Source organism: Candidatus Methylacidiphilales bacterium (assembly GCA_033875315.1).
GTDB lineage: Bacteria > Verrucomicrobiota > Verrucomicrobiia > Methylacidiphilales > CAZTYG01 > JANRJG01.
Genome location: JANRJG010000038.1, coordinates 19,505 through 34,737 on the forward strand (window position 1 = coordinate 19,505; position 15,233 = coordinate 34,737).

Here is a 15,233-nt window from a genome sequence, read left to right on the forward strand (position 1 = left end):
TTTACCGCGAAGGGCGCGAAGCCCGCGAAGTGTTTTTGATGTCGGAAGCCCCGAGGACCACCCGTTTGAATCCCTGCTTGAGCAGAGGGACATTGAAGTTAATTAAGAAGCCCAAAGATAGGCCCGAAAGTTTGAGGTATGAAATCATCTGAGCCTGATGTACCGGCAGCAACTGTTCCACTGATTTAAGTTCCACGATGATTTGCCCCTCGACCAAAATGTCGATGCGATAACCCGCATCCAGCTCAAGTCCCTTGTACGCAACCGGCAGGGCAACTTGAGCGCGTGCATGGATGCCGCGGGAAGAAAACTCATGAAGCAGGCAGGCTTCATAAGTCGACTCAAGTAGACCGGGACCGAGTTCGCGGTGTACCGCCAAAGCGGCATCCAGAACCTGGCCTCCAATTTCCTCAATATCTTTCATCTTCGCGATCATCGCGTTCTTCGTGGTGAAAATTTTGTCTTCAGCTGTTGATGGTCTTGAACTCTTCGATGGCGGCCTTGAGTTGGGCGGTGAGGCCGTCGTCGAAGGCTTTCTTCGTTTTGAGTTCTTCCAAGATCGCCTGTTTGCGGTTGGCCAGGAACTCGGTCAGCTTGATCTGGGTGGCTTTGACGTTCTCGACTTTGACGGAATCAAAGTGCCCGTTCTGGACCGCCCACAGGATGCAGGACTGGATCTCGACCGGGATCGGATTGTACTGCTGCTGCTTGAAGACTTCCACGATGCGGGCCCCGCGTTCCAGACGGGCCTTGGTGGCGGCGTCGAGGTCGGAGGCGAACTGGGCGAAGGCGGCGAGTTCGCGGAACTGGGCCAATTCGAGTTTGACCTTGCCCGCGACCTGTTTCATGGCCTTGATCTGGGCCGAGGAACCAACGCGGGAGACGGAGATCCCGACGTTGATGGCCGGGCGGACACCCTGGTAGAAGAGGTCGGACTCGAGGAAGATCTGACCGTCGGTGATGGAAATCACGTTCGTCGGGATGTAGGCCGAAACGTCCCCGGCCTGGGTCTCGATGATGGGGAGCGCGGTGAGCGATCCGTTCCCGGATTTCTCGTTCAGGCGGGCCGAGCGCTCGAGGAGGCGGCTGTGCAGGTAGAACACATCGCCGGGATAGGCTTCGCGGCCGGAGGGGCGCTTGAGCACAAGGGAGATCTGGCGGTAAGCGGCGGCGTGCTTGGACAAATCGTCAAAGATGATCAGCGCGTCCATGCCGTTTTCCATGAACCATTCACCCATGGCGGCACCGGAGAACGGAGCGAGGTATTGGGCGGTGGCGGTGTCGGAGGCCGTGGCGGCAACGATGATGGTGTAACGGAGGGCGTCATTTTCCTCCAGGACGCCGACGACGCGGGCGATGTTGGCGCGCTTCTGGCCGATGGCGACGTAGATGGAATAGAGAGGGCGGAAATCCTTGTCCCCGCGGGCTTCCGCTTCTTTGTTGATGCGGGCCTGGTTGATGATGGTGTCGATGGCGACGGTGGTTTTTCCTGTGGCGCGGTCGCCGATGATGAGCTCGCGCTGTCCGCGGCCGATCGGGATCATGGCGTCGACGGCCATGATGCCGGTCTGGACGGGCTGGCTGACGGCCTTGCGCTTGATGATGCCGGGGGCGATGCGTTCGACGAGGTAGGTGGTGTCGGAGCTGACGGCACCTTTACCATCGAGCGGGCGGCCGAGGGCATCGACCACGCGGCCGAGGAGGCCCTTGCCAACGGGAACCGAGAGGAGACGCCCGGTGGTCTTGGCTTCGTCGCCTTCCTTGACGTGTTGATAGTCGCCCAGGATGATGGCACCGACCTCGGTTTCTTCGAGGTTGAGGGCGAGGGCGGTGGCGCCACCGGGAAGTTCGATCATTTCGTTGTAGGCGACATCGGTGAGGCCTTCGATCTTGGCCACGCCGTCGGTGATTTCACGGACGGTGCCGGTGTTGGTTCGGTTGGCCTGGGTCTTGAGACCCTGGATGGAGGCTTGGATTTCGTCGAGGAGCGTGCTCATGATGGGGATAGGTTTCGGGGGTTAGGATTCCGTTAAAAGGTTCTGGCCAGCGTGTCGAGCCGTCCGCGGAGGGAGCCATCCCAGACGTCGGAGCCGACGCGGATGCGGAGTCCGCCGAGGAGTTCGGGTTTGACCTCGGAGCGGATGCGGATGCGCTCTCCGAACCGTTGGCGGAGGGCGGTGGCGATGCCGACCTCGGCAGCGCCCAGGGGGACAGGGCTCTGGATCACCGCGGTGGAATTGGCCTCGTCGACGGCAACCAGGCGGGCGAGGTGCTGGAGGATGGCGAGGTAGTGGCGGGGTTTTTCCGCGCCCAGCCATTTCACCGTTTCACGCACACGCGACTCATCCAGGCGTCCTTCCGGACGGCAGACTTGGAGGAGGCGCTTGGCGGAAGCGCGGGCTTTGCGGGGGATCTTCATTTCAGGAAAGGCTGCCCAGGGCTTCCTTTTGCAGGCGGGCTTGGTCTTCCGGGGTCAGCGTGCGGCCGACAACCTTGGCGGTGGTGGCAACGACCAACTGGCCCATCTGCTGCTTGATCTCGGACATGATGCGCTCGCGGTCGCGGGCAGAGGCTTCTTCGGCCTTGCGCAGGACGTTCTCGGCCTGGGCGATGGCTTCCTGGATCTTCTGGCCCCCGATCTTGTCCGCACTGGCGCGGGCTTCTTCGATCAGGGCGGTGGCCTGTTCGTTGGCTTTTTTGATCAATTCAGCACGGGTTTTTTCGGCTTCTTCCAGTTCCTGCTTGATGCGTTCGGCGTTGCGGAGGCTCTGCTCGATGTTCTTTCTCCGCTCATCCAGGACGGCCAGAACCGGCCCGAAGGCGAATTTTTTTAAGGCCAATCCGAGGAGCAGGAAGACAACGATCTGAGAAACCAGACCGGGAAGATAGACACCCAGGTCATGGAATTTGGCCGCGAGGTCGTGAGCGATGTCACCGGAAGCGGCTGCTTCAGCATGGGCGGTTTCGGCCAAGAGGAATGTAAACATAGCGGGCAGGATTGGATGCCCCGGTTCGTGGTTCGTTTACGCGAACCGGGGCTCCGGGAGGTTGGTTCGGTGGATTATTTGCCGCCGAGGAAGATGGTGATGAAAAGCACCCCTTCAGCGAGCGCCATGGCGATGATGGACTGGACGAGAACCGGAGTGGCGGCGCCAGGATTGCGGCCGACGGCCTCGGCGGCCTTGGCCCCGATGAGTCCAACACCAATGGCGGCGCCAACGGCAGCGAGGGCAAAGTGGAAGTTACCGGAGATTTCAGCGAACATGGGGAGCATGGTTTTGTCTTTCGTTGGTTTTGTTGTTTAGGTTTTCCGCCTTCCCCCGCAGTGGCCCACGGTCCGGAAGGCAAAAGAGAGATCCGTGCTTAATGGTGGCCGTGGCCTCCTTCTTCACTGTGGGAGTCGTCGTGCTTGCACATGAGGGCGGTGAAGACCGCCGTCAGGAGGCAAAACACCAACGCCTGCACAAGCGCGACGAGCAACTCGAATGTATAAACAGGGATGAGCGCCAAACCAGCCCAATAGCCGGTCATGTGCTTGATTTGATCGATCATGGCCTCGCCGCCATAGATGTTGCCATATAGACGAAAGGTGAGGGAGATCGGGCGGACCATGATGGAAACGACCTCAATGAGTCCGACGAATAGGAAGATGACACTGACAAAGAGGCCGAGAACGCCACCGAGTTTTGCCTGGGAACCGAAGAGATGTTTGAGCACGCCGAGGGGGCCGTTGAACTTGAAGGCCCAATACCACCAGAGAAAAAAGAAGGAAACAGCCATGGCAAAGGTCAGGGTGACATCCGCATTGGCCCCACGCATAAAGGGCATCGTGATATGATCCAAGGCCCACCAGTGCTCGCCGTAGCCGGAACCGATGGTCCCGACACCAGGCATGAGGGCCTGAAGGTTGGAGGCCAGGATGAAAATGAAGATGGTGGCAAAAAACCAGAAGGTCGATTGGAGCAGTTTCCAGCCCAGGATGCTTTCGAGCAGACTGGCCAAGCCCTCAATCAGCGCTTCCCAAAAGTTCTGCAGAGGACCGGGAACCAAGGCGGGCTGACGCAATGAAACTTGGGCGAATGCGATCAAAGACGCAGCCACCACCAAAGCAACAATCATCGAATTCGTGACTTGGAGGGGTCCGAGACTGAAAAGCACCGGAGCCGCCATTGGCAAACCTTCTGTCTTGGCCAAAATGAACATAAAACGCTTAGTAGGGTGTGAAAGATTCGCCAACTCTATTTCGATGGCAAGCAAAAGTTGGTTTTTTCTGCCGGAAGAGAATGTTTTGTTTTTTCGCGAATCCGTTTAAATAGGCCCGCTTTGGATAAAACGACGACGCCTGATGACACTTCCCGGATGATCGCCCGGGCGCGCGCCCGGCTGGCTTGGGTGTTGCTCGCCGCAGGGGGCTTGATCGCGGGCTGGATGGTCTGGGTGGGCGAAGTGCACACCCAATGGGAAGATATCGCCCACTACCGGATGATGGAGTGGCAGGGTGCAGGCCCCGCCAGGGAAAGCGGATTGGTGCAGATCAAGATCCAGGATTTGTCGGATGAAGCCTGGCCCTGGCCTCACCTGGATTATGCCATTCTCTTGCACGCCCTAGCTCCTTTCCAACCCGAGGTTCTGGCCCTGGACCTTCCTCTGGAATACCCGGACACCCTGCACCCGGTCTACGAACGCCAGCTCTCCCGCCAGATGAAATCCTTCCGCGATGTCGTCCTGGCCGCCAAACCTTCCCTGGAAACGCGCCCAAACCAGGTCCCTCCCGGTGTCGAACCGCTCTCCGAAAGCGGGATTTCCTTCCGACTGCCTTTCGCCGGCTCCGCCCGCTGGCCGATCGAGAGCTACCAGGGCAACAACCGCATCAGCCTGTCCGCCACCACCGGAGTCGAATCCGGCCGGGTGCCCTTGATCTTCCGTCTGGGGCGTTCCCTGGTTCCGGCCTTCCCCTTGGTGATCTATGGCAAATCCATCGGGGTGTATTGGCCCCACTGCGAATGGCAACCCGGCGAAGACATCATTCTACGCGACTACCAAAAAGCCGTGCTGGCCCGGATTCCGGTCGACATCCAGGGACGCCTCCGCATGGTTCCCTCCCGTCTGTTGCCACCCCCGTTAGAGGTCGAATTTTACACCGCCGTTCTTTCCGCCGAACAAATCCACAACGAAGCCCGCCCCCTCTTTGATTTGAACAAAATGCGGCGTCAGTTGGTGCTCGTTTCCATGGAACACCCGGATACCGTCACCCCGGTGGTTACACCGGACGGAATGGCCTATCCGGGTGGCATCCAGGCACACGTCTTGCAACAATTGCTTTTGCGGGAAACACGCGAATTTGCCCCACCTCTCGTCGGTTTTGTGCTGCTGCTGGCCGCCGCTGTGATGGCCACATGGGCCGGACAACTCGACCAGACACTTCAAGCCCTGTTGGGACTGGGCGGGCTTCTCTTCTTTCTGGCTCTCGATAGTGCTTTTTCGCTCTTTGTGTTGAAGATGACCCTCCCCCTGGGTGCCGTACTGACCGCCATCGCCAGCTCCTGGCTACTGGCCTTCACTTGGCGGGGACTCCTGGATTGGGACGCTTCCAAAAACACCACCCCGGACGTCCAAAGCACCTAAAAGCCCAAAGGCAAGGCTCTTGCATCGCTTTTACCCTGTCTTTCGGGGAAAACTCCGCTAGCGTTCGTTTTGTTATGTTCGTTGATCGTGTTCGCATCTGGGCCCGCGGAGGAAAGGGAGGAGACGGCTGTTGCGCCTTCCGCCGCGAAAAATTCATTCCCCGTGGCGGACCGAATGGTGGCGACGGAGGAAAAGGCGGCGACGTGGTTCTCGAAGTCGATCCCCACCTGAACAACCTCCTCCACCTCCGCTTGTCCCCCCACCATTTTGCCGACAAGGGCCAGAATGGCAAAGGCAGCCAGCGCACGGGCCGCACCGGCAAAGACCATGTCATCAAGGTCCCCCCGGGGACCGTCGTCATGGTCATCCCCACCACCTTGGAAAACTTTGAACGCTCCGGCGACCTGTCCCTGGCCACCCAGGTCATCGATTTGATCGAACCCGGTCAACGCCATGTCCTCTGCGCGGGCGGACGCGGGGGGCGGGGCAACCAATGCTTCAAAAGCTCGGTCAATCAGGCCCCGCGCAGGACCGAACCGGGATTTCCAGGCGAACAAGGGCAGTTCTTTTTCGTTCTCAAATCCATCGCTGATGTCGGACTCGTCGGGTTTCCCAATGCCGGCAAATCCAGCCTCCTGGCCGCCCTCTCGGCCGCCCGGCCCAAGATCGCCCCCTACCCCTTCACCACCCTCGAACCCATGATCGGCGTGGTCGAGGTCGATCTGGCCCACCGCTTCACCCTGGCCGACATCCCCGGCCTCATCGAAGGCGCCCACCTCGGCGTCGGCCTCGGCCTCGACTTCCTCCGCCACATCGAACGCTGCCGCGTCCTGGCCCACATCATCGACATGGGCGCCACCGAGGGCCGCGATCCGGTGGCCGACTACCGGGCCGTGCGCAAGGAACTGAAGAACTACGACCCCGCCCTCGCCGCCAGACCTCACATCTTGGTCGCCAACAAGATGGACGTGCCCGGCGCCGATGAGCAACTCAAACTCTTCCGCCGCAAAGTGCGCCACGCCATTTTCCCCGTCTCCGCTTCCACCGGCACCGGATTGCCGGCGCTCCGGGGGGCTCTGGACGAAGCCCTCCGTCCATCATCTTAGGGGCATGAAACCGAACCGCATCCCCGGTTTGGCGTTGGTCCTGCTCCTGGCACCTTTGGCCGGAGTTGCCCAATACACGCCCACGCCCACGCCTGCACCGGCGCCCCCGTCCCCTTCCTCCACCGCGCCCGCCCAGGGGGTGATCACCCTGGATGAGGCCATACGGCTGGCCTTGGAACAAAACCTCGACCTCGCCATCGAGCGCATGAACCCCGAACGGGCCGCCACCAACATCCTCGCCGCCCGCGCCGCCTTCGACCCCCGCTTCAACCTCGCCTCCCGCTATAGCGAAAACAGCACCCCACGTTCCTCCGAGCAACAGGCCGCCGACGGCTTTCCCTCCTTCGAATCCCGCACCTTCAACGCCTCCACCGGCGTCACCCAGCCCACCATCCTCGGGACCGAAGTCGGCCTCGCCGCCAACACCACCAACCGCATGAACACCTCGAACAACTTCGAGGACGAATACACCGCCTTTGCCGGCGCCACCCTCCGCCACCCCCTCCTCAAGAACGCCGGCCCCACCGCCAACCGCGCCCAGTTCCGCATCGCCACCAAAGGAAAGGAACAAAGCGACGCCACCTTCCTCAACCGCATCGACCAGCTGGTGGCCGAGGTCCACCGGGCCTATTACGAATGGATCTTTTCCCTCGATGACCTGCGTTCGAAGGAAAAAACCCTCCTTCTTGCCGAACGTCTGCAAAAGGACAACCAAGGCCGCCTGGATAACGGCATCATGACCCCGCTCGACGTCGCCCAGGCCCGCAGCGAAACCGCCCTCCGCCGCAGCGATGTCATCCAGGCCCAACTTTCCGTCGATCAAAACCTCAACCGCCTGCGCCGTCTGATCAGCCGGGACCTTGCCACCTCCCTGGCCCAACCCCTGGAACCCGGCGAAACTCTGCCCGCCCCCGAGGCTCTCTCACCTTCCTTTGTCGACCTCGGCCTGGCCCTACAAAACCGCAAGGATTACCTCGCCCTCCAACGCCAGGCCGAGGCCGACGGCCTGCGCTTGGAGTTCACCAAAAACCAACTCCTGCCCCAGGTCGACCTCGAAGGCAGCTACGGCTTCAACGGCCTTGACCGCGACCTCGTGCAAAGCTTCAACCGCGTCGCCGACACCCGCGACCCGGGTTGGTTCGTCGGCTTGAGCGTGGAAATCCCCTGGGGCAGCCAAGCCGAAAAGGCCCGCCATCAGGACGCCCAACTGGTCCGGCAACAGACCCTCCTCCGCCTGAAAAACACCGAACAACAGATCCTCCTGGAAGTCGACAACGCCGCCAAAACCGTCGAATCCGCTTGGAAAAAATACGAGTCCAACCTGGTCGCCAGCACGATCTCCGAACAGAGCGCCATCGCCGAGGAGGAAAAACTCAAGGCCGGCATCTCCACCAGTTACACCGTCCTCCAATTGCAGCGCGACGCGGCCTCGGCCCGCACCCAGGAACTCCGCGCACTCACCGACTACCACCTCGCGCTGGTCAACCTCCGCCTCGCCCAGGGCATCCTCACCCCGCTCAGCGGGGTACGGGTGGAAAAGACCCCCTCGGCATCGGAAGCTGTCTCGCCTACGGGTCCAACCTCCACTCCTTGACCGCATCCACAACACATTTACCGGTGGCAAAGCGCCGATCCTCGTCTAATCCGGAAACATGACCACGCCTGCCGCTCCCGAAGACCTTTCTCCCACTTCCAACCCCACCCCCAAGACCGATTGGGCTCGGCCCGTCATCTTCTGCATCCTCATGCTCCCCATCCTAGCCGGTGGGGTCCTCCTGGCCGTCTTCTTCAACATGCGCACCCTGGAACGCAACCGCACCCACAACGCTCCCAAAACCCCCGCCCAAATCAGTCTGGAAGCAGAAAACACCCTCCTGAAAAAAATGCTCGGCCAGGTCGAGGGTCGCGTCGCCGTGCTCGGCCCCATCGAGGACGGGGGATCCGCCCGGGGTAAAATCGTCTGGGACGAGTCCCTCCAACAAGGTTTTGTCTTCGTGGCCCATCTCCCGGAACCCCCGCCCCCACAGGGCAAGGCCTTCTTCCTCTGGGCCGATGACGGCAGCGGCACCCTTCTGCCCTGCGCCCGCCTCGAACCCGCCCCTGATGGCTCGATCCGCCGCGCTTTCTCTCCGCCCAAACGGATACTCAAAGCCCAGAAGTTTGTCCTCACGCTCGGCGATGCCCTTGGCCAGAAGAACATGCGCGAAAAGACGCTGCTCCAAGGTTCGCTGGAAACACGCTGAACCCGCCACCCTATTCCCACCCTAAGTCCTCCCACATCACCCAACCTACAACCCTCAACTCGCTGTGCCCTCCATGCCCGGACTCTCCAGGCTCCGTCCGCTGCTGACCCCCTTCAGCTTCTATGCGCTCATCCTCATCCTTTCATCCATCCCCGGCTCCCAAATTCCCCATACCGACCTCACCTTTGGCGACAAAATCATCCACTTCGGCGTTTACAGCATCCTTGGTTTCCTTCTGGCCCGAACCGGCTTCGCCCCTCTCGCCATGATCGCCCTCGGTATGGCCTTGGGAGGGTTTGACGAAACCTACCAAGCCTTCACTCCCGGGCGCTCACCCGACGTCTTCGATTGGGTCGCCGATGCCCTCGGCATCACCTGTGGAGTTGTCCTCTTTCCTGTTCTTTACCCCATCCTGCAAAAGATTTTTCCCGGCAAGCGCCCATCCCCACCCCCCTCCGACCCATGAATCGCGACGACTACCTGCGCCTGGTGGACGAAGTCCGCCGGCACGACGTGGCCTATCATGTCCATGCCGCGCCCACCATATCGGACCGGGATTACGACGCCCTTTTCCGCCGCTTGCGCGACGCCGAGGAAGCCCACCCGGAATGGATCGTCCCCGATTCCCCCACCCGGAAAGTCGGTGCCGCCCCCCTCGAATCCTTCCGCAGCGTCGTCCACCGCCAGCCCATGATGAGCCTGGACAACACCTATGCGCCCGGGGAACTGGCGGATTTTTTGGCCCGGGTGCGCAAGGCCCTCCCCCCGGGCCACCCGCCTGCCTTCACCGTCGAACCCAAAGTCGATGGCGTGGCCGTCACGCTGCGCTGGGAAAATGGAAACCTGGTCCAGGCGGCCACCCGCGGTGATGGCGAACGCGGCGATGACGTGACCGAAAACATCCGCACGCTCAAACAGGTCCGCCTGCACCTGGACCATGCCCCCCGGATTCTTGAATTGCGCGGCGAAGTTTACATGACCCATGCCGGTTTCCAGCGGCTCAACGATGAACGCCGCGAAGCCGGTGAAGCGCTCTTCGCCAACCCCCGCAACGCCACCGCCGGCACCCTCAAACTCCTCGACTCCCGCCTGGTCGCCCGCCGGCCCCTTTCGATTGTCCTCTACGCCACCGGCGAAACCGACGGCCTCCAGGTCCACACACAGGATGCCCTCCTGGGCTGGATTCGGGACGCCGGCCTCCCCGCCCCCGAATGGTGGCGCCGTGGCGTCTCTGAGGACGAAGTCCTTGCCGCCGTGGCCGAATTGGAGGAACGCCGCCGCACCTTCGGCTACCCGACAGACGGCGCGGTGATCAAGGTCGACGACTTCTCCCTCTACAAGCCACTGGGCTATACCGCCAAGTCTCCCCGCTGGGCCATCGCCTACAAATATTCCGCCGAACAAACCGAAACCCTCCTGCTCGGCATCACCGTGCAGGTCGGACGCACCGGCGTCCTCACGCCCGTGGCCGAACTGCAGCCCGTCTTCCTCGCCGGCAGCACCATCTCCCGCGCCACCCTGCACAACGAGGACGAAGTGCGGAAAAAAGACCTGAGAATAGGCGATACCGTCGTGATAGAGAAGGCCGGCGACGTCATCCCAGCCGTCGTACAGGCCATTGCGGAAAAACGCCCGGTTGGGTCCGTTCCCTTCGACCTCTTCGCCTCCCTCGGCGGCCGCTGCCCGGCCTGCAGCGGACCGATCACGCGTGATGAAAAATTCGTCGCCTGGCGTTGCGAGAACCTTTCCTGCCCGGCCCAGAAAACCCGCCGCCTCGAATTCATGGCCAAGCGCGAAGCCCTCGACCTGGCCAGCCTCGGCGGGATTGTGGCCGACAAACTCGTCGAGTCCGGTCTGGTCGATGAACCCCTCGATCTCTTCGGGGTGACGGAGGACCGGCTTGCCGCCCTCAACCTCGGCTCCCCGGAGGAACCCCGCGTCTTCGGTCCCAAAAATGCCCGCAAGCTCGCGGAAGCCCTCGAACGCGCCAAGACCCTGCCTCTCTCCCGTTGGATTCTCGCCCTGGCCATCCCGGAAGTTGGAGAAACCACCGCCCGCGACCTGGCCCGCTTCCATTCCTCGCTGCCGGATCTGGCGGCTTCCCCTCTTCTCACCGACATCGCCGCCCTCCCCGGCCTGCGTGCCGCGATTTCTCCAGCCAAAAAAGCCGGACCCGAGGCCCATGCAACGGCCCTGGCCGCCCTGCAGGCGGCCCATGGCCGCTTGCTCACCGCCGGCATGGCCCAACCCTCCAAGAATGAGGACGATATCGTGACTGAGGTCGGTCCGGTCGTGGCCGCTCAGGTTCTGGCTTACTTCCAAGCTCCGACGGGTTCCCGCATCCTCAAACGTCTGGCCGCATGGGAAATCCATCCTTCCTCAGAACCTTCAAAATCAGACGGCCCCACCCCATTCACCGGCAAGAAATTCGTCATCACCGGCACCCTCAGCCAACCCCGCCCGGAATTCCAGAAACGCATCCTGGCCCTTGGAGGAGAGGTCAGCGGTTCGGTCAGTTCCAAAACCGATTACCTGCTGGCCGGTGAGGAAGCCGGCTCCAAATTGGATAAAGCCCGGGAGTTGGGCGTCACCGTCCTTTCGGAATCGGAATTCGAAGCCCTCGCCTCGCGCACCTGGGGCAATTTTTAGCTTTTACGAAACCTGAGTAAAAACTACCCTCTACCTGTCATGCCCGCCTGCCTGCCCTCCCTTGTTCCTCTTGGCCGTCCGGCCATCCTGGGGATGATCCTCTGCGGGCTGGCCTCCACACTGCCGGCAGCCTTCGATCCCGCTGCGGCCGAGGATGCCGCCATCGAACGCCAGAAAATCCTCAAGGCCTCCGACCAGATCGAACTCTTGGTCCAACAAAACGAGCAACTTCGCCTCCAAGTCCAGGAAATGCGGGCCGACATCGACAAACTCCGCGGAGAAAACGCCGAATTGCGGAAGACCCTGGCCGCCCAGGAAAAAGCCCGCGCCGCCGAAAAAGAAGCCCTGCTCAAAGAAGTCAGCAACATCGTCGCCTCCGGGAAAAGCACCCCCGCGCCCCCGACGCCACCGGCTGCCCCCGGTCCCACACCAAGCGCAGGCGCCGAGGAGGGATTTGAACACATTGTCCAGGCCGGCCAAAGCCTCTGGTCCATTGCCAAGGCCTTCCAGGACCAGGGCATCAAGGTCAGCGTCGAAGACATCCGCAACGCCAACCACCTCAAGGACAACAATCTCCACACCGGCCAAAAACTCTTCATCCCCAGGAAATAAACCATGAGCGATTCCCCTAACATCCGATACAGCCTCCGCAAAAAAAATGAAACCGAGGTCTTCGGCCCGATGGACTTCCCGGATCTCAAGGGACTGGTCGATACGGCCTACGTCGCCCCCGAGGACGAAATCTCCACCGACGGCCAGAATTGGAAACTGGCCCATGAATGGCCCGACCTGGAGATGATCTGGAAGGTGGTCATGGCAGACGGCCAGACCTATGGCCCGACCAGCACCGGCACCATCCGGGAATTCTTCAGCGCGGGCGAGCTGACCAAGGAGCAGAAAATATCCCATGTTACCAACGGCCAGACCCAGACTGTGGCCGAATTGCTGGGGGAGGCCTTCCTCGCCGCCCATACCGCCGTCGACGCGGCAGACAATCCCGAGGCCGACAACCCCCAGCTCGAGGAAACCCTCGAGGTGGCACGCGAGTTGCGCATCAACCAGCTCGAGGCCGACTTGGAAAAGACCAAGAAGGATTACGATCTCCTCATGCACCAATACCGTCGCGTGAGCGAGGAACTCTTGCAGCTCAAGAAGAAGAACTGACCGGCAGGGGCGGAAGGCCGTCCAAGGCCCGCCTTTCATTCACGATGCGCCTGACATAGCCGGAGGCATGCCCCGGATTGATGTGCGGTGCGGGACTCAGTTCCCAATCGCTTCCAGGGTAGTGCTCGGCCAGAGGCTTCTGGAGCCAGGGCCTCAGCTTGTCCACATCCCCGGGTATGAACCAATGACGCCAATCCCCCCGCTGTTTGGTCCGCCGCACCCGCGCCAATTCCTGCGGAACCTCGACCCTGTTGTGGATTGGAATCCCCAGAAAGGCCGAGAGTCCCTCCGTCCGTCCATCAACAAAGTCCTCGTATCGAAACACAAAAAAACCACCCACCGCCTCCACGATGGCACAACGCCTGTCATAGTCCCGCCTGTTGTCGCGAAGAAGATACTCCCAATCATCCCCGAACCACGAGCCATATTCGCGCAGAAGCTCCAGCAGACTAATAGAACCCGGGGAGGTCTCTTTGCGGCGCAGCAAATCCAGCCAGCGCCCCATGGCGACATCGTCACGAAAAGCGGGGACATCCCAAATTTTGTAAAGCATACGACTGACCAGTTGATCCCGCGGATCACGCACCAACAGGATGCGGCGGTTGAACGTCGCAAGACCACCCCACGCCTGCTGAGAGTCGATGTTCTTGATCAGAATTTTGGCCAACAAACGACCCTGCTTGGGGAAGGCGGCTTGGATTTCAAGCGATGGCTCGAAGAATGTGGTTCCTGGAGGGAAAGGTGTCTGCTCCCGGAGGGCATGGAACAACGCACTGCTGCCTGACTTACCTTGGCCGAAAATCAGCACACGGGGTTTGGTTAGTCCCAAGCGGATGAGCCAAGACGGCCAACCTCCAGCAAGAAAACGCTGCATCAGGGGAGACCCACTCCATTGACCGTCGCAGGGCCCGATTTCGCGGCCCGGTAAGCACGGACAAAGGCCTGATCCAGGCGGGCCCGATAGTAACGATCATGGGTCTTCACATGTGGCAGAAGGGTCTTTCCCAGCCAGGCGAGCCAAACCTTCCAAGCCAGCCAGGCAAGCGGGGTGTCCACCAGTGCGCCCCAGGAGCGTGGACGCGCGGGCTGGATGCGCTCAAAAACCACCGCCGAGGCCCCGCCTTCCCCCACCTGCTTGCACCGGCCCCTCAGATTCACGTGGTGGACATGGTCCACCTCCGCTCCGGGAACCAGCAACGACCGCATCCCCGCATCTTGCAATCGCAGTCCCAGTTCGTAGTCGTCCCAGGCATGGAAAGGAAAGGCCTCATGGCTCGGCCCGACCGAGCGCAGGAAATGGGTTTTGAGCGAGGTGTTTGCCCCGTAAAAAAAATGGGGCGGAATGGAGCCTGGGCAAAAGCTGACGCCAAACAGGGTGCCCGTTTCGTCCAGCCAGCGCATGAACGGATCCGAGGCCAGATCTGGCGGGAAAAAAGCCGCCCCCACGCCCACGATGTGCGGTTCGGGATGTCGCTCATGGAAGCGGACATGGGCCTCCAATGTTTCCGCCCTGATTTGAAAATCCTCCGCCAGCAACAACACGAGCGGGGCCGCGGCCGCCTCCAAACCCCGGTTGCGCGCGTAGGACCTGCTCAGACTGCTTACGGGAAGATGGCGAAACGATGCCCCGGCGCCCTCTCTTTTTGCCATGGACTCGATTATTTCCACGTGACGCCCGTCGCCCGTGCCATCGACAAAGAGAACCTCGTAATCTGCCAAAGGAAGGGTCTGGGCTTTGAAATCGGGCAAGACCAGCTTGTGCGTGTCGTCAATGGGCTCACATACGACAATGACACTGATTTTTGGGGGGATGGTCATGGTCAGGCTGTGCATAACAAACAATGTCCGGCGGAGCAATAAGACAAGTTCGTGGGCTTGCCTTGCCTGCCTTCGGAAATTAATTTTTTCATATGAGCGGCAAAAAAGGGGGCAAAAAAGAAGAAAAGTCGGGCATCACTTTTTCCCTGCGGCGGATGGGCCAGGCGGAATGCCAGAGCGGCCTCACCGAAACCGATCTGCGGGCCCTGGCCGACTGGGCCCACCTCCATCCCATGGATGAAATCTCCGTCGACGGACGCCATTGGATCCATGTCCATGAGTTCAAAGCGCTCGGCATGGTCTGGTATATCCTCGTCGACCGGGAAGCCATTTACGGCCCCACTACCGTGGGAACCCTGAAAGAATTCTTTGTCCACGGGGAGATCGCCCCGGAGCAACGCTTGCGCCACGCCCAGACCAAGGAAGAAAAGTCCCTCGAGGAAGTCATCGGGAAAGACTATGTCCGCGAGGTCCTTGCCCGGTCGGGGTAGTGCGTTTTGTGTTTGGATCGCTTCCCCTCTAGCCCGCCCGTTTTGGATCTCTTTTTTCTTACTCGTTCTCGTGCTTGTTTTCTCGACCCACCCGAGCAGGAGAACGAGAAGGTGTATGAACGGTCCAACCCCATGCA

At 61.0% G+C, this 15,233-nt stretch carries 17 protein-coding genes; 9 read left to right on the plus strand and 8 right to left on the minus strand.

Annotated features, from left to right (window positions below; translation table 11 throughout):
- Position 1: 1 nt before the first annotated feature.
- The 6 genes from SFU85_10590 to SFU85_10615 all read right to left on the minus strand — a co-directional run bounded on the left by SFU85_10590 (position 2) and on the right by SFU85_10615 (position 4,119).
- Positions 2-436 carry a GxxExxY protein gene (locus SFU85_10590; protein MDX6767224.1) on the minus strand — a complete coding sequence of 145 codons (435 nt, stop codon included), beginning with the start codon at positions 434-436 and terminating at the stop codon, positions 2-4.
- 28 nt (positions 437-464) lie between these two features.
- The gene (gene atpA / locus SFU85_10595) at positions 465-1,997 is read right to left on the minus strand and encodes a F0F1 ATP synthase subunit alpha (GenBank protein ID MDX6767225.1); all 1,533 of its coding nucleotides are present in this window, start codon (positions 1,995-1,997) and stop codon (positions 465-467) included.
- Positions 1,998-2,029: 32 nt separating this feature from the next.
- Entirely contained in the window at positions 2,030-2,419 is a 390-nt protein-coding gene (locus tag SFU85_10600; GenBank protein ID MDX6767226.1) for a F0F1 ATP synthase subunit delta, read from the minus strand.
- A 1-nt stretch (position 2,420) separates the two neighbouring features.
- On the minus strand, positions 2,421-2,987 hold the full coding sequence (atpF, locus tag SFU85_10605) for a F0F1 ATP synthase subunit B (GenBank protein MDX6767227.1): 567 nt from the start codon (positions 2,985-2,987) through the stop codon (positions 2,421-2,423).
- 74 nt (positions 2,988-3,061) lie between these two features.
- Positions 3,062-3,274, minus strand: a complete 213-nt coding sequence (locus tag SFU85_10610) for an ATP synthase F0 subunit C (GenBank protein MDX6767228.1) — start codon at positions 3,272-3,274, stop codon at positions 3,062-3,064.
- Between the two features lie 89 nt (positions 3,275-3,363).
- Positions 3,364-4,119 carry a F0F1 ATP synthase subunit A gene (locus SFU85_10615; GenBank protein ID MDX6767229.1) on the minus strand — a complete coding sequence of 252 codons (756 nt, stop codon included), beginning with the start codon at positions 4,117-4,119 and terminating at the stop codon, positions 3,364-3,366.
- A gap of 240 nt (positions 4,120-4,359) precedes the next feature.
- Here SFU85_10615 and SFU85_10620 point away from each other — a divergent pair, with 240 nt between their 5' ends.
- The 8 genes from SFU85_10620 (at position 4,360) to SFU85_10655 (ending at position 12,787) form a co-directional block, all read left to right on the plus strand.
- Positions 4,360-5,625: a CHASE2 domain-containing protein gene (locus SFU85_10620; protein ID MDX6767230.1), complete on the plus strand. Its 1,266-nt coding sequence runs from the start codon at positions 4,360-4,362 to the stop codon at positions 5,623-5,625.
- 74 nt (positions 5,626-5,699) lie between these two features.
- Positions 5,700-6,731 carry a GTPase ObgE gene (obgE, locus tag SFU85_10625; GenBank protein MDX6767231.1) on the plus strand — a complete coding sequence of 344 codons (1,032 nt, stop codon included), beginning with the start codon at positions 5,700-5,702 and terminating at the stop codon, positions 6,729-6,731.
- Between the two features lie 4 nt (positions 6,732-6,735).
- Complete coding sequence (locus tag SFU85_10630; GenBank protein MDX6767232.1) at positions 6,736-8,325, plus strand: TolC family protein; 1,590 nt, start codon at positions 6,736-6,738, stop codon at positions 8,323-8,325.
- 58 nt (positions 8,326-8,383) lie between these two features.
- Positions 8,384-8,974 carry an anti-sigma factor gene (locus SFU85_10635; protein MDX6767233.1) on the plus strand — a complete coding sequence of 197 codons (591 nt, stop codon included), beginning with the start codon at positions 8,384-8,386 and terminating at the stop codon, positions 8,972-8,974.
- A gap of 73 nt (positions 8,975-9,047) precedes the next feature.
- Complete coding sequence (locus SFU85_10640) at positions 9,048-9,440, plus strand: VanZ family protein (protein MDX6767234.1); 393 nt, start codon at positions 9,048-9,050, stop codon at positions 9,438-9,440.
- Positions 9,437-11,623, plus strand: coding sequence for an NAD-dependent DNA ligase LigA (gene ligA, locus SFU85_10645; protein ID MDX6767235.1), 2,187 nt, complete (start codon positions 9,437-9,439; stop codon positions 11,621-11,623). The genes SFU85_10640 and ligA overlap by 4 nt, the downstream gene beginning before the upstream one ends.
- Before the next feature lie 39 nt (positions 11,624-11,662).
- Positions 11,663-12,235, plus strand: coding sequence for a LysM peptidoglycan-binding domain-containing protein (locus SFU85_10650; GenBank protein ID MDX6767236.1), 573 nt, complete (start codon positions 11,663-11,665; stop codon positions 12,233-12,235).
- Positions 12,236-12,238: 3 nt separating this feature from the next.
- Entirely contained in the window at positions 12,239-12,787 is a 549-nt protein-coding gene (locus SFU85_10655) for a hypothetical protein (protein ID MDX6767237.1), read from the plus strand.
- Here the strand turns inward: SFU85_10655 and SFU85_10660 are convergent.
- Both SFU85_10660 and SFU85_10665 read right to left on the minus strand, forming a co-directional pair.
- On the minus strand, positions 12,771-13,661 hold the full coding sequence (locus SFU85_10660; protein MDX6767238.1) for a hypothetical protein: 891 nt from the start codon (positions 13,659-13,661) through the stop codon (positions 12,771-12,773). The two genes, SFU85_10655 and SFU85_10660, sit on opposite strands and share 17 nt — an antisense overlap.
- Positions 13,661-14,605, minus strand: a complete 945-nt coding sequence (locus SFU85_10665) for a glycosyltransferase (protein ID MDX6767239.1) — start codon at positions 14,603-14,605, stop codon at positions 13,661-13,663. Before SFU85_10665 ends, SFU85_10660 begins: the two co-directional genes overlap by 1 nt.
- Before the next feature lie 92 nt (positions 14,606-14,697).
- Here SFU85_10665 and SFU85_10670 point away from each other — a divergent pair, with 92 nt between their 5' ends.
- Complete coding sequence (locus SFU85_10670) at positions 14,698-15,096, plus strand: hypothetical protein (GenBank protein ID MDX6767240.1); 399 nt, start codon at positions 14,698-14,700, stop codon at positions 15,094-15,096.
- Positions 15,097-15,233: the final 137 nt, after the last annotated feature.